The following is an 18,989-nucleotide window of genomic DNA, read 5'->3' as shown; positions in this document are numbered from 1 at the left end:
CAAAAATGAATGTTTCACAAAATGTACGAACTGTCTTTGTTTTCCTAATCAGTCTAGCGGTCTTACTGCCTAGCCTTTCGTACGGACAAAAGCGTTTAACCGCTAAAGAATACATTGAAAAACATAAAGAAGCTGCTATTCGGTACATGGAAGAATATGGTGTTCCGGCCAGTATCATCCTAGGGATTGCCTACCACGAAAGTGCCGGAGGTAATAGTAAAATTGCCCGTTATCTAAACAATCATTTTGGAATTAAGGGCAGAAATAACAGTACTGAAATTCGCTCGGCATACAAAGGTTATGATTCCGTAAGTGATTCTTATCGTGATTTTGTTGAATTGATGGAACGACGTAGACAATACAACAAGCTGATTGATCTTTATGGCCCTGGAAATTATAAAAACTGGGTCTATGGTATTGCACGTGGTGGTTATGCAGCCAGTAAAACTTGGCCTTCTAGGGTAATTGCGATAATCGACAAATATGAGTTGTACGAACTCGATAAATATAAAGTTTCACCTGGCAAAGAAGCGGAAAAATTAGCCGATAGCGACGCCTACAAGGTGAAAAAAGGTGATACCCTTTCAGGCATCGCAAAGCGACATCGCGTAACGGTTGACGAAATTAAAAATAAGAATGGCTTAACGACATCGAGCCTGCAAATTGGTCAAGAGCTCATGTTATAAATAAAGTCTATGCAACGATTTTTAGTACTGATCATTTTATTGTTGTGTTTAACGTCTTGTTTGCCGAAAAGAGGCGTCGTTCTTCAGGATCCCGATTGGAAGGGCCGCCCATCATCACCCAGCCTCCCATCTGATGATGTTCCTTTACCCCGCAGCAGTACTGCGGAAGCCTATATTGCTCGTTATAAAAATATTGCTATCGAGGAAATGCAGCAATATGGTATTCCGGCAAGTATCAAGTTAGCCCAGGCTCTACTTGAGTCTGGAAACGGGAATTCTGCATTGGCTCGTAATGCCAATAATCACTTTGGAATCAAAAGCACCCCTTCCTGGCAAGGGAAGTCTATATTAAAAGCTGACGATCGTCCGGACGATCGCTTTCGTGTTTACAAATCACCCGAAGAGTCTTATAGAGATCATTCCGAGTTTTTACTGCGCAAGCGCTACGCTGCTCTCTTTGAACTGGACAGGGATGATTATAAAGCATGGGCGCGAGGATTAAAGAAAGCAGGATATGCAACTAACCCTAGGTATGCGGAACTGCTGATTAATCTAATTGAACGATATGAGCTGTATCAATACGATCGTCCCGAAAGCAGGACAGAGAAAATACAACGTGAAGAAGTTGTCTTAGCCGAAGTTGTCGAAGAAATTCCGGAAGATAAAAACAAAGAAATGGCAAAACCGCCGGTAGCTATGTCCATTCATGAAGTCCGGTCGGGAGATACTCTCTTGGCAATCTCAAAAACATATTCCATTTCTATAGAGGATATCAAGACACTTAATAACCTTAGCGATGACGCGTTGAGTCCCGGTCAATTGCTGTTGGTTTCCAAATAGCCGGTATTTTTATCGGTACATTTGTTAAAAACTGTGAAAATGTTTCTTCAATTCATGAAACTTCTTAGTTTTACCTTATTGAAGCATTTAATCCTCGTTATCATTCTTTGTATGTGTTCCGGACTTCTTTTAGCCCAGCAAGAAGTCAGTGGAATTATCTTTGATAAAGATACCAAACAGCGTGTTGCAAAAGTTTACATCTACAATACCAACACCGACAAGGGGATTTTTAATAATTTAAAAGGCGAGTTTACATTATCGGCTAGTCCCGGCGATGTGCTGATAGCTGCTACCGAAGGTTATTTTCCGGACACCCTGAAGGTATCGAAAGAGGATGTCTTAGTGTTATATCTGAAGCGTTCGTCCATCATGTTAAAGGAAGTAAGCATCGTCGCACGAAAATCGCCACAAGAGGTTCTTGAACAGAAAAAGGAGGATTATAACATTGCTTATCGTCGTGGTGACCCTGGTTCCTTACTATCAAGCGGACACTCAGGAGCCGGACTCAGTATTGATGCATTGTATTCTATTTTGAGTCGCGAAGGTAAAAATGCACGGTATTTGCAGGAAATCATCGAACGAGATTACCAGAATGATATAATTGACTATCGCTACACACCTGAATTTGTTCACGCAAACACGGGCTTGGAAGGCGATGCATTAGAAGAATTTATGCTACAGTATCGTCCGTCCTATTATTTTGTCTTACAGAGCAACGATTATCAGTTGGCCTTATTTGTTCGCCAAAGCTATCGGCAATATCGCCGGAACCCCGAGGCCAGAAGGCTACCCTCTCTAGAGGAAATACCGATTGAAAGCCTTGAAGAAACACAAACACCTAAATAACATATAGATAATACAAACCCTTTCCTTATTTTTGCTGTATGAAGCACATCTTTACTCTTTCAATAATTGCCATTTTTCTTTGCCAGAGCGCAGTTTTTGCACAGGAACCCGACTTAGACCGACTACGTCAAGTTCCGCAAACCGAAAGTTTACCAGTAAAAACACCTGCGCTGGAACTTCAAGAAGTTGAGATACCGCAAAGCACACTTGATTTGAAAATTAATTATTGGCGAAGTTGGACAACGATCGGCCTTAACGCCAACCAAGCCTCGTTCAGTGATAACTGGAACGGTGGGGGAGTAAACTCGCTCTCACTTGGGGCAAACTTTGACCATAAGTCGGAATACAACAAAGACAATAAAAATTTTACAACACAGTTGGTATTACGCTATGGTACCATCAAAAACAAAGATCAATTGTCAAAAAAGAGTAATGACCGGATTTTTTGGGATAATAAGTTCTCCGTAAAGATGTCTAAATCCTGGTCTTTCTTTGCTTCGTTAGCTTGGGAAACCCAATTTATCGAAGGTTATAAATATGAGAAAGATCCGGAAACCGGTGAAGAGTTCCGGTCGCATGTCATCTCCAACTTTATGGCACCGGGTTACCTAACTGAATCGATCGGTATCGAATTTGCACCTGATAAAACCTTCTCCGTACGTTTTGGTACGGGTACAGCACGTCAGACGTTTATTTTGGACGATCGACTGGTTTATGATGATCGAGAGAGCTTCGGTGTGGATACAGGTAAAAATTTTAGAAATGAGCTCGCCTTCCAGCTGGTGGCCAACCTTGATCGCGATTTAGGCAAGAACCTCAATATTAAGAGCCGTTATGCCTTCTTCGCAAATTACAATGAATGGTCTGATGCCAGTCACCGTTTAGATGCTACACTTACTGCCAGGGTCAGTAGAGTTATCCATGTTGCTCTAAGTACTATTCTTTGGTATGATAAAAACCTTGTAGAGGAAGGTGAAGACGTCTTACAGCGAAGCCAGTCGCTCGCCCTCGGACTAACATACAAATTTCCCCGATAGTGGTCCAACACTTGTAGGATAAGGTTCAAACCTGCGTTTTTAAGAATGAAAAATAGAAAAAGAGTTGATATGAAGAAGAGTGCGAATCTATTAATTTTCGGATACATCCTATTGCTTTTGGTAAGTTCCTGCGCAGCGAAGAAAAACCAATATGCTAAAACCAATAAAGTTCACACACAGCATGTGGAAGAAGCTGCGGAAACGATCAAGAAGCCTCTTCCTCCTCCACAGTTACCTGTTGACTCCTCATCTCCATCCCCTGAAGTATTTGTTGCTGATGTAGAAGGCAAGCGAAGTGACCTCGATTGGGTCGGCACCGTTAATTTTGATATGCGGCGTCCAAGCTACGTAATCATACACCATACCGCGCAGCAAAGTTTGGAACAGACGATTCGTACCTTTACCTTAGAACATGCGCAGGTGAGTTCTCATTATGTAATCGGTCGCGACGGCAGAACGGTCCAGATGTTAAACGATTATCTTCGGGCTTGGCATGCCGGCGCATCCAAATGGGGGAAGGTTACCGATATGAATTCTCAGTCTATCGGCATCGAGTTAGACAACAACGGTCGCGAACCTTTCACCAATGTGCAGATAAAGAGTCTTCTGCGTTTATTAGATACGCTGAAAACGAATTACCGGATTCCGAAAGAAAACTTCATTGGTCATTCGGATATCGCGCCAACGAGGAAACAGGATCCGAGTGTCCACTTTCCATGGAAAACGTTAGCAGATCATGGTTTCGGTCTTTGGTATGAAAATCCACTGCCTGTTCCACCGGCTAATTTCAATCCGGGGATGGCGCTTCAAATTATCGGCTATGACACCCGTAACCTGAATGCAGCCATCGTTGCTTTCAAGAGACATTATATTCAATCGGATATCAGTCCCGAACTCACACCGTTTGATTTGCGTGTACTCTACAGTATCTATCTACAGCAATAAGTCTATTTTTTCGCCCAGTTATCGCGCAAACCAACGGTACGGTTGAAAACCAGTTTCTCGTCGGAAGATAACTTATCCAATGTAAAATAACCTTTCCTGATAAATTGATACCCTCTTTTAGTATCCGCGTTTAGTAAATCCGGTTCAATAAAGGCATCGATGATGGTTAAGCTATCCGGATTCAGTGTTGATTTGAAATCAGGTTCCGCAGCAGGATCTTCTACTTGAAATAAGCGATCATACAACCGCACTTCGGCTGTTTTAGCATGTGGTACGCTTACCCAGTGAATTGTACCCTTTACCTTCAATCCGCTTGTGTCCTCTCCACTTTTCGACTCAGGGACATAGCTGCAATAGATCTCCGTAATGTTGCCATTCTCATCCTTTTTAAAATCGTCACACTGAATGATATAAGCATGCTTTAAGCGAACTTGCTTCCCAGGGCTCAGTCGGAAGAACTTTCTCGGAGCATCTTCCAGAAAATCATCACGCTCAATCCAGAGCTCCCTGCTGAAAGGGATCTCTCTTTGCCCTTCGCCGCCTTCCACTTCTGGGTTGTTCTCACCAATCAAAACCTCTTCCTGACCTTCGGGATAATTGGTGATAATTAATTTTAGCGGATCTAATACGGCCATTCTGCGCCAAGCTGTTTTATTCAAGTCCTCACGAACACAGAACTCTAGCAAGCTAAAATCAATCTTATTTTCCCGTTTGGCAACACCAATCCGATCACAGAAATCACGTATGCTCGCCGGTGTATAACCCCGTCTCCGCAAACCGCTTATGGTTGGCATCCGAGGGTCATCCCAGCCCTCCACCAGTTTGTCATTCACCAATTGCAATAGCCTGCGCTTGCTCATAACCGTATAGGTCATGTTCAGACGCGCAAATTCATATTGTCTCGACTCATAGATACCGATGTTTTCGATCAGCCAATCGTATAAAGGTCGGTGCGGAACAAACTCCAATGTGCAGACCGAATGCGTAATTTCCTCTATCGAGTCACTTTGTCCGTGTGCAAAATCGTACATCGGATAAATGCACCATTCATCGCCTGTACGGTGGTGATGCGCATGTTTAATACGGTACAACAGTGGGTCACGCATATGCATGTTTGGGCTGGCTAAGTCTATCTTCGCACGGAGAACCCATTCCCCGTCCTTATATTTTCCCTCACGCATTTCCCTGAATATCCTCAAGTTCTCTTCCACACTTCGGCTTCTCGCCGGTGTTGGTATTCCTGGTTCTGTTGGTGTACCTTTAGCTTTCGCGATCTCATCGGGATCGCTTTCATCTACATAGGCCAAACCTTTATTGATCAGGATGACAGCAAATTCATATAATTTCTCGAAATAATCCGATGTATAAAGCTCTTCTTCCCATTCAAAACCCAACCAGTTTATATCATATTTGATACTATCAACATATTCAACATCCTCCGATAAGGGGTTGGTGTCATCAAAGCGGAGATTCGTTTTTCCACCATACTTATCCGCCAAACCAAAATTCAGGCAAATCGACTTCGCATGTCCAATGTGTAGATAGCCATTAGGCTCTGGTGGAAAGCGAGTTAACACGCGTCCGCCATGCTTGTTGCTTTTTAAATCAGCCTCTATAATTTCCTCGATAAAATTGAGTGATCTTTCCTCGTTCATAGTACGCAAAAATAAGAATTTACCCCAAGATTGACGATATATTCGCAAGATAACTATCTTTGCATTGTTACGTGAATATTACTACTATATTAGACCAATTTAAAAGCAATACCAAGGTCGACGAATTGGTAAAAGCTTTACAAGAAGCAAGCAAGCCCAAAATAGCTCTTAAAGGCTTAATCGGTTCTGCGGATGCTATGGTGGCTATTAGCGCCTATCAGCTACACCAAACCCCCTTTGTTTTTATTCTTCCAGACCATGAAGAGGCCTCATTCTTCCTCAGCGATCTCGAAAATATACTAGATCGGCCTTTGCTGTTCTTTCCATCCTCGTACCGGAAATCATACGATTTTACGCAATTAGACAGTGCACAGGTTTTGCAGCGAGCGGAGACACTCAACACGCTCAATCAGGATAGCGACAGTCCGAAGTTGGTAGTCACCTATCCGGAAGCCTTGGCAGAAAAGGTGATTAACAGGGGGGACTTGGATAAAAACACGCTGGAGATAAGACAGGATACTCAGCTCGATATTGATTTTATCAATGAGTTTCTGATTGAATACGACTTTGAGCGGGTCGATTTCGTTTATGAGCCGGGACAATTTGCCATTCGTGGGGGTATTGTCGACATCTTCTCATTTTCAAATGACCACCCGTACCGGATCGAGTTTTTTGGCAACACCATTGAAAGCATTCGAACCTTTGATATAGAAAGTCAGCTTTCTGTCAACAAAATCAATCACGTTACCATCCTTCCCAATGTACAAGCCAAGTTTTTGACGGAAAGCAATATTTCCTTGTTAGAGTATATCGATCCTCATTCCGTGATCTGGTTCAAAGACGTACAGTTCACGCTCGATATCCTCAAAGCAGGCTATAAAAAAGCAACCGCTCTGTGGCAAGCATTGTCGGCCGAAGAGAAAGAACAAAACCCAGAATGGATTGATCCTAAGTTTAATTTTACTGACGACAGCTTACTTGCCGTCCAAGTCCAAGATTTTCCAATTATCGAGTTTGGTAAACAGTTTTTTTATCAAGCCGATGTGCAGATTCAATTCGACCAACGTCCTCAACCATCGTTCAATAAAGACTTCAACTTGTTGATCCATCATCTGAAAGAGGGCACGAGTGCGAAGTTTGATACCTATGTTTTTAGTGATTCGACAAAGCAAATTGAACGCCTGCTGACCATACTCGAGGATATCGACCCGTCGGTTTCCTTCACGCCCATCCATTTAGCATTGCGTCAGGGTTTTTCAGATGACACGCTGAAGCTCATGGCTTATACCGATCATCAGATCTTCGATCGCTATTATAAATATAAGCTAAATAAGGGTTATTCGCGTTCACAAGCTATCACGCTGAAAGATCTTCGGGATCTGAAAGCGGGCGACTATATCACGCATATAGATCATGGCGTAGGAAAATATGCGGGACTAGAAAAGATTGAAGTCAACGGAAAAACTCAGGAGATGATTCGTTTGGTGTATGCCGATAACGATCTTCTATACGTTAACATCAACTCATTGAACCGGATATCGAAGTACTCTGGTAAAGAAGGTACCGTGCCGAAAATGAATAAGCTGGGGACGGATACTTGGGAGAAGCTTAAACGGACGACGAAAAAAAAAGTTAAAGACATTGCCCGTGACCTAATCAAGCTATACGCACAACGAAAAGCAGAAACAGGTAACTCATTCTCACCCGACACTTATTTGCAGAACGAACTGGAAGCATCTTTTATCTATGAAGATACACCAGATCAGGAGAAAGCGACGGTCGATGTAAAGAAAGATATGGAATCGCCGCACCCGATGGATCGGCTCGTATGCGGGGATGTGGGTTTTGGAAAAACGGAGATTGCCGTTCGTGCTGCCTTTAAAGCGGTAGCCGACAGTAAGCAAGTCGCCATTCTGGTTCCTACAACGATCTTAGCTTCACAGCATCATCGGACTTTTTCCGAACGATTAAACGGTTTTCCGGTGACCATCGATTATATCAATCGCTTTAAAACATCCAAGCAGATTAAGGAAACTCTCACGAAACTCAAAGAAGGTAAGATCGACATCATTATCGGTACCCACCGTCTGGTCAGTAAAGATGTGAAATTCAAAGATCTCGGACTGCTCATCATCGACGAGGAACAGAAGTTTGGTGTTTCCGTAAAGGAAAAGTTGAAGCAATTGCGAGCTAACGTAGATACCCTGACACTAACGGCAACGCCTATTCCGCGGACCTTGCATTTTTCATTAATGGGCGCGCGCGACCTGAGTATTATCAGTACGCCTCCACCTAATCGGATTCCGGTGCAAACCGAATTGCATGTGTTTAATGAAACCCTGATTAAGGAGGCCGTGGCCTATGAAATAGACCGTGGAGGACAGGTGTTCTTTATCCATAACCGCGTTAACGACCTGGAGCAGTTGGGCGGAATGATTAAAAAGTTGGTTCCCCAAGCACGTGTCGGCATTGCGCATGGGCAGTTGGAAGGCGATCAGCTGGAGGATGTGATGTTGAAGTTCATTAACCACGACTATGATGTCTTGGTTGCGACCACCATCATCGAAGCCGGATTGGATATTTCAAATGCCAATACAATTATTATCAACCATGCCCATATGTTTGGTTTGAGCGATTTGCACCAAATGCGTGGTCGCGTCGGTCGTTCCAATAAAAAAGCATTTTGTTATCTATTGAGCCCACCATTATCCACACTAACCAGCGAAGCACGTAAGCGACTTAGTGCAATCGAAGAATTTTCCGATTTAGGGAGTGGTTTCAATGTGGCTATGCGCGACTTGGATATCCGGGGAAGCGGTAATTTATTGGGCGCAGAACAAAGCGGGTTCATTGCAGAAATTGGCTTTGAGATGTACCATAAGATACTCGACGAAGCCATCCAGGAGTTGAAAGACGAAGAGTTTAGCGGGCTCTTTACCGATGACAAGCCACGCGAATTTGTAAATTTTACCCAAGTGGATACCGACTTAGAGGTGCATATCCCGAGCGATTATGTCACCAATATTACCGAGCGCTACAACTTGTACTCACAGCTTTCTACGCTAGAGAACGAGGAACAGTTACAGTCGTTCAAAAAAGAGCTGCTCGACCGCTTTGGGCCTCTACCGATTGAAGTCAATGAACTTTTCAATACCCTCCGTTTGCAGTGGTATGGTAAGAAAATCGGATTCGAAAAGGTGTCCTATAAAAAGAATGTTCTAAGAGGTTATTTTGTCAGCGATAAGCAGTCGTCTTATTTCGAAAGTGACCGTTTTGGCATGGTGCTCGACTTTGTACAGCGGAACCCTTCGATTTGTAATTTAAAGGAAGTCAAAGGCACGCTCCGCATCGGTTTCGATCGCATCTTTGACATCAAACAAGCGATAGATATTTTAAAAGAACTCGCCGGCGCATGAATCCAGAGATTTGTGGTTATATAGCCCTTTTCTAAAATTTATTCAACTGGTTTTGATATCTTTGTTATTCGATTGTATGAAATTGACTGCTAAACATATCGCCCAATTAAAAAAATATTTCACTAGTAGACCAGTGAAACGGGCTTATCTATTTGGATCATATTCGCGGAATGAGGCCTTAAATGATAGCGATGTCGATATTCTTGTTGAGTTAGATCATAGTCAGCCTATTGGATTGAAGTTTTTTATATTTAAGGAGGAACTTGAAAATATCTTGAAACGTAAAGTCGATTTGATAAGTTCTGAGGGTATATCACCATATATCAAGAATATCATCGACGAGGATAAAGTGCTAATCTATGAAGAGTGAGTTGGGAGATAAGGTTAGGTTACTCCATATTCTGGATGCTATAAATTCAGTTGAAAGATATATTCTCCATGTTTTTTATAATGAATTTTTGGAAAACTCAGAAAAACGTTTTGCTACTGTTAAGCAGATTGAAATTATTGGAGAAGCATGCAATGCTTTGTCAGAAAAACTTAAAACAGAACACTCAGATATACCCTGGAAGGCAATTAAAGGTTTCCGAAACGTATCTATACATGAATATTTTGGTGTTGATTTCCATGTTGTTTGGGAGATTGCGACCCATGACTTGCCTGACCTAAAGGTAAAGATACAGGGGATATTGGAGAATATCGAAAAAACAAAATAATCATACTCGCCGACGCATGAATCCAGAACTTTTGATGGCGCTTGTCCAAACTCGTATGCCCTATGGCAAATATAAAGATCGTTTGATATGCGATCTCCCCGAACATTATTTGGTTTGGTATCAAGAAAAAGGCTTCCCCGCAGGGAAACTCGGCGGGCTAATGGCTACCATGTATGAAATCAAGCTCAACGGTCTGGAATATTTGCTTAAACCTTTGAGAAAATAAGGTCTTAATTTATACAGATTTCTCTTTTTTCCTTCAAGATGCCCAGTTCGTCTTTTATTTCAAGGATATAGTCCCCTGGGAAAAGATACAATTCTCCTTTCTTCTTTCCGATTACTAATTGATCTGCAGGAATACGGATACCAGGCTCTTCATTTTTATAAAAAGCTTGAACGATATAGCCGTTCGCCAAATTTATGTCATCGACTTCGTACGGGTACCTTAACCCTCCAATTTGATAAAAGCTCGGACGGTGTTTTTTTGTCGATAGCGTGGATATATCACAGAAACATCAACAAACTTACCATGCCACGCTTTTCCATTTTTAATAGCTACAACTGGTTTTTTTATCTGTTTTAATGAATTTACTGCTGCAAATTCCTTCTCTTCTCGTTGCGGATAAAAATGTTCTATCTGTGCCGTCTGATCGATAGAGAAAGGTTCGACGCCTGTCATCTCCCAGAAGTATTCGGCCATCTTTTTCCAGCCGTTGCTATTGCCCTTATGCACATGATCGTACCCAGCATAGACTAGAATTTTCGCTTGATTGTCTTTCTCTATAACTTTGCTCAGATTGACTGCCATAATGGAATCGCGGAAGCTGTTGCAATAATTCCGCTCCGAGCTCTTATTGTCACACTTTTCTTGAGATTCATATGGAACAAGATGGAAGCCAAGTCGTAAAGCGTAACGTATCAGCTCACCAAAAAGAGGCTCTCGACTATAATATCCTGTTTGGTATGTTAATTTTTGATTGACATTGATCAATGAGTCTTGTAGAGTCTCTATTGCAAGATAGTCGTATCCCGCCTCACAAAAGTCGACTAACATTTCCATGATAAAGGCACGGTGAAATGGACTATGATGTGCTTCATTGATCATTGTTACTTGATGTTGTTTCGCTTTATCAGTTATATAGTGAGTTGCATCAATAAATTCATGTTCAAGAACAAAGTTTGTATCGACTTTAGTTTGAATAGTATCTATTAAATCTCGGTGTCTAGCGTCCGAATAATACAACGTACTATCATAATCACCCAAAAATGAATTATACGTCATCATTGCTTGGAGCCACATACTTAATCCTCCTAAGTCGTCTTCGTCAACTGGAATGTTCTTTAATGCTTTTAAAGGAGCAATATAGTTTTCTGGATCTGCATCTGTAATACTCATAGCTTTTGTGAAGGAGGCATTTGCTTCACTTTGCGCAAATATATTGTTTGCCGTTAAGCATAATAAAAGAGATAAAAGTAACCGTAAATATTTCATATAAATCTCGCTATTACCAAAACTAATCTTTTAGTTTATTAACAGCAAGTTATTAACTAAAAAATTAGTTGCCCGACTTTATAGCATATTGTTTTGCTTGACGAAGGACACTGGATGTTTACTACGATTCCATCTTTTGAAAATGAAATAATTTACTGCTCTATGCCCATTTCTTTAGAACGGTATATATTTATCATAAGGTGTAAAGATTGTACTTTGACAAAGAAAATATAATACAGACCTTATTTCACCTCCTCCAGTGCCTCATGCAGGAACTGTATGAAAGGCTGCATCAATCGACATCGTTCCAACACCAATTTATCAGCATCGTCCCTTGTTAACTCATCATCCGATAAAGCCGCAGTTGCCGTAAAGCTCTTCAATCGTAAGTACTCTATATTTGGATCGTCAATCGCATAACCGGCCGGTGCACGTTTTAATTTATCTTCCTGATCTAGTGTTAGGTATTTCTTGAAGTCGGTATTTTCTACAATGGAACGGAAATGTTCGCTATTATAATCAATCTCTTGTCGCACAGCTGCTAGCTTCTCCTTGTCAGGATGCCATAATCCAGATGTCATAAAACTGTTTCCCGGTTGGATATGAAGATAGTATCCAGGAATGTCAGTTACTCGCCCTTCGGACGAGTAGGCAGCAGAAAAATATCTTTTGTAAGGTGTCTTATCCTTGCTAAAACGTATGTCACGGTAGATCCGGTATACAAACTTAGAAACCGGCAAATCTCGTGGGATACGATTGTCCATCGTAGCCAATCCATCGCGAATGCTACCGGCAAAGTCAATAAACAGCTCCCGTTCCTTTTCGTAGCGAGCTTCTTTATGTTCGTTAAACCATTCCCGATTATTGTTTTTAGCGAGGTCTTTAAGAAATTTAAAGGTACTAGGAAATACTTTCATTTGATCAAAAATAGCGATAATTTGCGGTCGGCTCTCTTTTTTCGTAAATTTAGTATAAATGGATTTACTATACAAAACGCTGTCGAGCATTGCCGAAACGAGTCGCACAACCGAAGAAGTTGAAGCCGGATTTCTAGAAGCGGCTAAGCTTATATTAATCGATTATCAGCTTATTGCCGGTAATGAAAGCTTCGAAGTACTTGAACTTGAATTTTATTTCTATCAAAAGGAAATACATCCTGATCCCTATTCACATGCTTTTCAATATCCTAAGCGGGTTATCCCCAAGATGTCAGTTACCGGTTCTTGGTATTTTCATCGTTTTATCGGCATAGAAAAGTACACACATACCCGTCGAGGTCTCGATTTAACCTATGGTTCTGCCGTACAAGAAGCTTATGGAGGATTACTCATCCGATCGGTCAAACGAGAAAGCGATGGTAAGCGAATTTCCGGACCTTCTAATGTTGTTGCTTATGTACTCGCGGCCGCCAACAATCCTGAAGCTATTCAACACCTCGCTTTTAATCGCGATGAAGGGATGGCTTTTCGGGCCGATTCTGTCATCCGTTTCCAGCCGAGAGCGCAGAAGCTTTTCAAAGCTGTTTACCAAACTAGCCGGCATGGCTTGGGCGATAAGATGCCATTCTATCGTGATAAAGAGTACCGTTATTATACCGATGCATCGGTGTTAAAAAAGCGACCTAAAAAAAAGCGTGATCACACAACCCACATCAAAAACAGATAAACCAAAGGAGCCGATAATAACAGCCCGTCAAAGCGATCTAGAAAACCACCATGACCCGGAAGGATATTCCCTGAATCCTTGATGCCATAGCTCCGTTTCAACATCGATTCGGTCAAATCGCCATAGGTGCCGAAAACCACTATAATAACCGACGTGATCATCCATTCCCACGTTTCCAGACCTACGAAATAACGTGATAAAATAAACGCGGCTAGGAGACTGATCAGCAGTCCGCCAAAGCTGCCCTCCCATGTCTTTTTAGGAGAATGTCTTTCAAATAGCTTCGTTTTCCCTAAACTTCGGCCAGCCAGATAGGCGCCTGTATCGCTTGCCCATAACAAAATAAGAAAACCCAATGGGTATTGGTAATCATACGACCCGTCAATAAAACCTAGCAAATAGAAGAAAACGAATGGAACCACCGCATAGATAATTCCCAGAAAAGTGAAGGCAATATTGCCGAAAGGATTTCCGGTCTTACGGAACAATTCCGTCCAGAAAAGCAGGGTGATCAAAGGAATCAGAGCCAAGAGGACTGAAGAGGTAATGACGTGCATCTGGAATAAAATAGCCCCGCCAAACAAGCCAGCTCCCGCAGCAATCCCCACAACCCGGTTGGTGCTTATTTTCTCGGAATTGCTATCGACAATACCGTAAAACTCATTCAGACTTAAAAGTGCGATCAGAGCAAAAAACAGTGAGAATACCCACGGACCCAATAAAAAGGAGCCCACCAGCACTATGACAAATACAATACCTGTTATCGCCCTTGTTTTCATGCTACTTAATCTTCAATTTCCGACATTTCTTCGATAATTGCTTTCGCACCCTCCTCATCGCGCTCATGAACATAGAGTTCTATTTGACCAAATTTATACGAAGAGTCTTGCTTGTTCATGACCACTGCAGAAATTTCTCGGTCCTCCAAAACCTGTCTGATCAGCTCCACTTTGTAAAAGTTAGTACCGGTGTAAATTTTTTTCCAATCTTTTTCCATACAATATTTCTTTAGAAACGTTTTTGTTTTTTTTAAGACTCTAGCTCGTTTTTCTCTTTGTTATCGGTTAATCCGCCCGTTTCACCGGTATCTTCATCCTCGCTTAGCTTCTTGAAACGGATAAATAAATAAACCAAGATGCCAGCGCATACAATTGCCACCGGCCAGTACGACAGGTCCGCTTCGCTAAGCTCTTCATAGGTTTTGCCTTGCCGCTGTCCCACAAAGAAGAGTATAACCGCAGCTGCATTATTCAAAAAGTGCGCTAAGATAGGCAACCAAATGCTTTTCGACCAATAAAATAAATATCCAAAAGCAGCACCCATCAGCAGTCGTGGTATAAATCCGTAGAATTGAACGTGGATGGCACTGAACACAATCGCCGCCACCCAAATGGCAACATGTGGGTTTTTAAACCAGCGTGTCAAAATCGGCTGCAAAGAACCCCGGAAGAGCAATTCCTCGCCGATGGCGGGTACAACGGCTACCACGATTAGATTTAAAAGCAGATCCAAAAAACTGACACCGTGAAGCATTTTTTCAGTTACCAGCTTCATCTCAAGCTCCTTGGCCTCCATCCAAGCTTCCATATTCGCCAAGCTCTCGGGCAGTTTCATCTGTTGGTTCAAATAACCTGAAATTTCAATTACTGGCCCCGCCAAGAGCATAATCCCGATGGTCAACCAAATAAGTTGACGTTCTTTGGGACCTGAAAAATCATAATAAAACGAACGCTTTCGCTCAAATGTTCGCAACAGCAGACTGGGTACAACAAAAACACCGATACTGGAAACCAGCTGAAAGATCTTTAAGAATAAAATACCTTCGTCCGAATTTCCGCCCATTAACGCTGGCAGATCCTTCAATATATCCACTCCATGCATTGCGAAGCCGATCCCGATTCCTAGTAAAGAGAACACGAAAGCGCCAATCATCACAAAGAGCAATAAGTATATCAGCGACACGATCGGGTGATTTTCAGGATATTTATAATGAAATGCCTTTTGATTTTCGTAAATTTGCGCCATTAATCTGCAATTAATTAAAAATTGGTTCAAGATAGGGAATGTCTGTTAAGATAGGAAATATAGATTTAGGAGAATTTCCATTGCTTTTAGCGCCGATGGAAGATGTCAGCGATCCGCCCTTCCGTTTTGTCTGTAAACAGAACGGCGTGGACATGATGTACACCGAATTCATTTCGTCTGAAGGACTTATCCGTGACGCAGCAAAAAGCAAACAAAAACTGGATATCTTTGAGTATGAGCGACCTATCGGCATTCAGATCTTTGGTAGTGATATTGATACGATGCGCGAAGCAACCGAGATTGCTAGTCTTGCAGGACCAGATTTGATTGATATTAACTACGGTTGCCCCGTTAAAAACGTGGCTTGCCGTGGTGCCGGCGCTAGTCTGCTCCAAGATATCGATAAAATGACGGCGATGACCAAGGCCGTAGTAGAATCAACCCATCTACCCGTTACCGTGAAAACGCGCCTAGGGTGGGATGATAACACCAAGAATGTCTATGAGGTAGCCGAGCGTTTACAAGATGTTGGCATCCAGGCGCTCAGTATTCATGGTCGCACCCGCTCTCAGATGTATAAAGGTCAGGCCGACTGGACGATGATTCGTGACATTAAGCGTAACCCGCGTATCGAAATCCCAGTTTTTGGTAACGGAGATGTCGACAGTATTGAAAAGGCAGCTGCCTGGAGAATGGAGTATGAGGTTGATGGTATCATGATTGGCCGTGCTTCCATCGGTTATCCATGGATATTCCGTGAACTCAAACATTTCTTCCAGACCGGTGAGCGCTTAGCGGGGCCAAGCATTACAGAGCGCGTTGAAACCTGCCGTATTCATCTTCAGAAATCCATTCAATGGAAAGGCCCTAAAACGGGCATTTTTGAAATGCGCCGACATTATGCTAATTACTTCAAAGGCATACCTCACTTTAAAGAATATCGCATGAAGCTTGTCAAGCTCGATAACATAGCTGACATAGAAGAAGTTCTAAGCGAGATCGAGTCGAATTTTGCGAATTTGGAAGTCATTTATTAACTTGTGGAAAAAAGTGATGAATGGCTACACAAATTACAGAGAATGTTAAAGTTTCTGTAGAAACGGTATATCAGTCTGAGTACTCCAATCCTCAGAACGACCATTATATGTTTGCCTACCACGTGACCATCGAAAACTTGGGCGAACATAGCGTGCAGCTATTGCGTAGACATTGGGTTATTTTTGATTCCGCAGGCGCCAAGCGCGAAGTAGAAGGCGAGGGCGTTGTTGGTGTTCAACCGGTTATCGCACCCGGTGAAACCCACGATTATGTTTCAGGCTGTAACCTTCAAAGTGAAATGGGCTTTATGGAGGGAACTTATCAAATGATGCGTGAAGTTGACGGCGTAATGTTTGAAGTACACATTCCCCGTTTCAGTCTCGTTGCTCCATTTCGAATGAATTAACGTCCTAACTCCAATTCAAGCAGTACTGGGCAATGATCCGAATGCAGGGCATCCGTTAAGATTGTAGACTTCTTGATTTTACTTTCCAGCGGTTTGCTCACCATATTATAATCAATCCGCCAACCCAAATTCTTCGCACGAGCATTTGCCCGATAGCTCCACCACGTATAATTATGCGGTTCAGGGTTAAGGTGTCGGAATGAGTCTACATAACCAGAATTAATAAAGCTTTCCATCCACGCCCGTTCCTCCGGCAGGAAGCCAGACGATTTTGCATTTGATTTCGGATTATGAATATCAATCGGCCGATGACAGATATTATAATCGCCCGACACAATCAGGTTTGGCAGTTCTTGCAGCAGTTTGTTGCTGTAAAGTTGAAAATCGTCCAGAAAGCGAAATTTAAAATCTTGTCGCACGTCGCCGCTAGATCCCGATGGGAAATAAGCGCTGATTACCGAGAACTCATCAAAATCGGCACGAATAATTCTACCTTCCTTATCGTACAATTCCTCTCCACAGCCATATTCCACATGCTTAGGGCTCTTCTTGGTTAAAATAGCCGTACCGCTATACCCCTTTTTTTCTGCCGGATACCAATAATGTTCATAGCCCAGCTGTTCAAGCAGCAGCAAATCGACCAGCTGATCTGGCGAAGCTTTGATTTCCTGCAAACAGATAACATCGGCATCCGTTTCTTTCACCCAGCTCAGCCAATCTTTCCGCATGGCGGCCCGAATACCATTTACATTGTAGGTAACAATCTTCATAATTATCTATCCTCCTCTAATTGTCTTTCCAGCCGCCTAGCCTCGCCGCGTCTTAACACCCGCATCTGCATTCTTTGGTCAACCACTGGGCGGTCAAATTCGTCCGTCGGCACCCCTGCTATCTGATCCACTATTTCAATACCCTGAACCACTTCGCCAAAAACCGTATAATTCTGATCCAAATGCGGTACCCCTCCTATTGTTTTATACACTTCACGTTGGTATTCAGGAATCTGCCGACCTTTCAGTCGCACTTCCTCCAAACGGTCCAGCTCCTCATCCGTAAAAACTTTCCCTTGAACCAGGTAAAATTGATTAGCGCTTGATGCCTTTTCCGGATTGTCATCACGGGCAGCAGCCAAAGCCCCTTTCTTATGAAACAAACTATCACGGAATTCGGCCTCAATCGTATATCCCAGTGTGCCGTCGCCAAGTTGCGCCCCCTTTTCTGCATTCTTTGAATCTGGATCGCCGCCTTGGATCATAAACTGTTCGATCACCCGATGGAACAATAAGCCATCGTAGAAATCATCCTTCACCAATTTGATAAAGTTGTCCCGGTGTTTGGGTGTCTGATTATATAATTTGACAATAGAAACACCATAATCTGTTCTGATTTCCACGTACGTGTTTCTGTCTTTCTTTCCGAAAATTGAGAACTGAGCCCATGCGGGTACAACCAGTATGCTCAGAATAAAAAGTACAAGTATTTTTCTTATCATGTTACGAAGTTAAAAATCCTGACTCATTTCTTCCTCAAAATAATTCACGATTAGTGATTTCATTACCATTTCCTGTTCTAGGAGTGTATAGTTGGGAATTGGTTTTATTAATTTCCAATGCGGCCATCCATCCTGATCGGTACCAATTAGCTCATAGAAGCCCATCGAGCTAAATAATCGGCAGTTTGCTATATGCATAAGCTCCTCTTTCTGTCTTTTACTAAACTTTTTTGGCCCTTGTCCTAATTCTTGAATGCCGATTAAAAACAAGAAATTCTGTATATCAGGTGTGTCTACATCGAAGTCTTCGACGATCTTCATTTGCAGTTCCGCCCATTTTTTATTTACTGTTGCTAAATCCATTTCGCAAAGATACTCAATTGCGATTGTGGAATAAAGGGACAAAGTGTGGAATTTGTTCTACACTTTGCTTTCTTGGTGTTGAGTGCCAAATTATACTAAAGCGGTCAGGATCAATAGGATTAGCATAAATCCGATTCGTGGCACAAAGTTTATCTATTGGGTAGGTAATCGTGTTTAAAAGATTCACTGAAAAATCTTTATTTAAGTATAGTTTGTTTTAGTATCTGAGAAGAGGTTGTTGTGAAATAACCTCTTTTTTTGTGCCCTGAATCCATTTTCATGTGAGCCATGGGATTATCATGTTCAGCACAAATTTTGCAGCCTAAAGCTATCGTGTCGGTAAAGGATCTGTTCTAGGTAAGACGGG

The 18,989-nt window shown here is 42.3% G+C and carries 22 protein-coding genes; 12 read left to right on the top strand and 10 right to left on the bottom strand.

Annotated features, from left to right (window positions below):
- Positions 1-5: 5 nt before the first annotated feature.
- The 5 genes from WKR92_RS05955 to WKR92_RS05935 are packed head-to-tail and all read left to right on the top strand — an operon-like array spanning position 6 to position 4,354.
- Positions 6-686 carry a glucosaminidase domain and LysM peptidoglycan-binding domain-containing protein gene (locus WKR92_RS05955; RefSeq protein WP_375556905.1) on the top strand — a complete coding sequence of 227 codons (681 nt, stop codon included), beginning with the start codon at positions 6-8 and terminating at the stop codon, positions 684-686.
- Between the two features lie 9 nt (positions 687-695).
- Positions 696-1,526: a glucosaminidase domain-containing protein gene (locus WKR92_RS05950; RefSeq protein WP_375556904.1), complete on the top strand. Its 831-nt coding sequence runs from the start codon at positions 696-698 to the stop codon at positions 1,524-1,526.
- Positions 1,527-1,580: 54 nt separating this feature from the next.
- Positions 1,581-2,372 carry a peptidase associated/transthyretin-like domain-containing protein gene (locus WKR92_RS05945; RefSeq protein WP_375556903.1) on the top strand — a complete coding sequence of 264 codons (792 nt, stop codon included), beginning with the start codon at positions 1,581-1,583 and terminating at the stop codon, positions 2,370-2,372.
- Positions 2,373-2,410: 38 nt separating this feature from the next.
- A complete protein-coding gene (locus tag WKR92_RS05940; protein ID WP_375556902.1) occupies positions 2,411-3,409 on the top strand; it encodes a DUF3078 domain-containing protein in 999 nt (332 codons plus the stop codon).
- Positions 3,410-3,454: 45 nt separating this feature from the next.
- Positions 3,455-4,354: an N-acetylmuramoyl-L-alanine amidase gene (locus WKR92_RS05935; RefSeq protein WP_375556901.1), complete on the top strand. Its 900-nt coding sequence runs from the start codon at positions 3,455-3,457 to the stop codon at positions 4,352-4,354.
- A 2-nt stretch (positions 4,355-4,356) separates the two neighbouring features.
- Here the strand turns inward: WKR92_RS05935 and WKR92_RS05930 are convergent, their stop codons facing one another.
- Positions 4,357-6,009, bottom strand: a complete 1,653-nt coding sequence (locus WKR92_RS05930) for a glutamine--tRNA ligase/YqeY domain fusion protein (RefSeq protein ID WP_375556900.1) — start codon at positions 6,007-6,009, stop codon at positions 4,357-4,359.
- 71 nt (positions 6,010-6,080) lie between these two features.
- Between WKR92_RS05930 and mfd the strand changes: the two genes are divergently transcribed.
- The 4 genes from mfd to WKR92_RS05910 all read left to right on the top strand — a co-directional run bounded on the left by mfd (position 6,081) and on the right by WKR92_RS05910 (position 10,367).
- Entirely contained in the window at positions 6,081-9,425 is a 3,345-nt protein-coding gene (mfd, locus tag WKR92_RS05925) for a transcription-repair coupling factor (protein ID WP_375556899.1), read from the top strand.
- Between the two features lie 76 nt (positions 9,426-9,501).
- Positions 9,502-9,795, top strand: a complete 294-nt coding sequence (locus WKR92_RS05920) for a nucleotidyltransferase family protein (RefSeq protein WP_375556898.1) — start codon at positions 9,502-9,504, stop codon at positions 9,793-9,795.
- Positions 9,785-10,141, top strand: a complete 357-nt coding sequence (locus tag WKR92_RS05915; RefSeq protein ID WP_375556897.1) for a HepT-like ribonuclease domain-containing protein — start codon at positions 9,785-9,787, stop codon at positions 10,139-10,141. The genes WKR92_RS05920 and WKR92_RS05915 overlap by 11 nt, the downstream gene beginning before the upstream one ends.
- A gap of 16 nt (positions 10,142-10,157) precedes the next feature.
- Positions 10,158-10,367, top strand: coding sequence for a DUF3820 family protein (locus WKR92_RS05910; protein ID WP_375556896.1), 210 nt, complete (start codon positions 10,158-10,160; stop codon positions 10,365-10,367).
- 4 nt (positions 10,368-10,371) lie between these two features.
- Here WKR92_RS05910 and WKR92_RS05905 read toward each other — a convergent pair whose 3' ends face one another.
- The 3 genes from WKR92_RS05905 to WKR92_RS05895 all read right to left on the bottom strand — a co-directional run bounded on the left by WKR92_RS05905 (position 10,372) and on the right by WKR92_RS05895 (position 12,550).
- Positions 10,372-10,557 (bottom strand): hypothetical protein, encoded by a 186-nt coding sequence (locus tag WKR92_RS05905; protein WP_375556895.1) that lies wholly within the window; start codon positions 10,555-10,557, stop codon positions 10,372-10,374.
- A gap of 29 nt (positions 10,558-10,586) precedes the next feature.
- On the bottom strand, positions 10,587-11,537 hold the full coding sequence (locus tag WKR92_RS05900) for a hypothetical protein (protein ID WP_375556894.1): 951 nt from the start codon (positions 11,535-11,537) through the stop codon (positions 10,587-10,589).
- Between the two features lie 338 nt (positions 11,538-11,875).
- The gene (locus tag WKR92_RS05895) at positions 11,876-12,550 is read right to left on the bottom strand and encodes a DUF2461 domain-containing protein (protein WP_375556893.1); all 675 of its coding nucleotides are present in this window, start codon (positions 12,548-12,550) and stop codon (positions 11,876-11,878) included.
- A 58-nt stretch (positions 12,551-12,608) separates the two neighbouring features.
- On the opposite strand from WKR92_RS05895, the gene WKR92_RS05890 reads away from it, so the two are divergent.
- A complete protein-coding gene (locus WKR92_RS05890) occupies positions 12,609-13,298 on the top strand; it encodes a hypothetical protein (protein WP_375556892.1) in 690 nt (229 codons plus the stop codon).
- On the opposite strand, the gene WKR92_RS05885 is transcribed toward WKR92_RS05890, so the two are convergent.
- The 3 genes from WKR92_RS05885 to WKR92_RS05875 are packed head-to-tail and all read right to left on the bottom strand — an operon-like array spanning position 13,271 to position 15,323.
- Complete coding sequence (locus tag WKR92_RS05885) at positions 13,271-14,077, bottom strand: phosphatidate cytidylyltransferase (RefSeq protein ID WP_375556891.1); 807 nt, start codon at positions 14,075-14,077, stop codon at positions 13,271-13,273. The two genes, WKR92_RS05890 and WKR92_RS05885, sit on opposite strands and share 28 nt — an antisense overlap.
- 5 nt (positions 14,078-14,082) lie before the next feature.
- Complete coding sequence (locus WKR92_RS05880) at positions 14,083-14,295, bottom strand: putative signal transducing protein (protein ID WP_375556890.1); 213 nt, start codon at positions 14,293-14,295, stop codon at positions 14,083-14,085.
- A gap of 32 nt (positions 14,296-14,327) precedes the next feature.
- Entirely contained in the window at positions 14,328-15,323 is a 996-nt protein-coding gene (locus WKR92_RS05875; protein WP_375556889.1) for a CPBP family intramembrane glutamic endopeptidase, read from the bottom strand.
- A 38-nt stretch (positions 15,324-15,361) separates the two neighbouring features.
- On the opposite strand from WKR92_RS05875, the gene dusB reads away from it, so the two are divergent.
- Both dusB and apaG read left to right on the top strand, forming a co-directional pair.
- Positions 15,362-16,360: a tRNA dihydrouridine synthase DusB gene (dusB, locus tag WKR92_RS05870; protein ID WP_375556888.1), complete on the top strand. Its 999-nt coding sequence runs from the start codon at positions 15,362-15,364 to the stop codon at positions 16,358-16,360.
- A 20-nt stretch (positions 16,361-16,380) separates the two neighbouring features.
- Positions 16,381-16,767: a Co2+/Mg2+ efflux facilitator ApaG/CorD gene (gene apaG, locus WKR92_RS05865; RefSeq protein ID WP_375556887.1), complete on the top strand. Its 387-nt coding sequence runs from the start codon at positions 16,381-16,383 to the stop codon at positions 16,765-16,767.
- Here apaG and WKR92_RS05860 read toward each other — a convergent pair.
- The 3 genes from WKR92_RS05860 to WKR92_RS05850 are packed head-to-tail and all read right to left on the bottom strand — an operon-like array spanning position 16,764 to position 18,622.
- Positions 16,764-17,537, bottom strand: coding sequence for an exodeoxyribonuclease III (locus WKR92_RS05860; RefSeq protein WP_375556886.1), 774 nt, complete (start codon positions 17,535-17,537; stop codon positions 16,764-16,766). The two genes, apaG and WKR92_RS05860, sit on opposite strands and share 4 nt — an antisense overlap.
- A gap of 2 nt (positions 17,538-17,539) precedes the next feature.
- Positions 17,540-18,259 (bottom strand): peptidylprolyl isomerase, encoded by a 720-nt coding sequence (locus WKR92_RS05855; RefSeq protein WP_375556885.1) that lies wholly within the window; start codon positions 18,257-18,259, stop codon positions 17,540-17,542.
- A 9-nt stretch (positions 18,260-18,268) separates the two neighbouring features.
- Positions 18,269-18,622 (bottom strand): hypothetical protein, encoded by a 354-nt coding sequence (locus tag WKR92_RS05850; RefSeq protein WP_375556884.1) that lies wholly within the window; start codon positions 18,620-18,622, stop codon positions 18,269-18,271.
- Between the last annotated feature and the right edge of the window lie 367 nt (positions 18,623-18,989).

Origin of the sequence: Albibacterium profundi, assembly GCF_042159835.1 — a bacterium.
GTDB classification, from domain to species: domain Bacteria; phylum Bacteroidota; class Bacteroidia; order Sphingobacteriales; family Sphingobacteriaceae; genus Albibacterium; species Albibacterium profundi.
The sequence above is the reverse complement of the archived record's forward strand: the minus strand, read 5'-3'. Positions and strand labels throughout refer to the sequence as shown.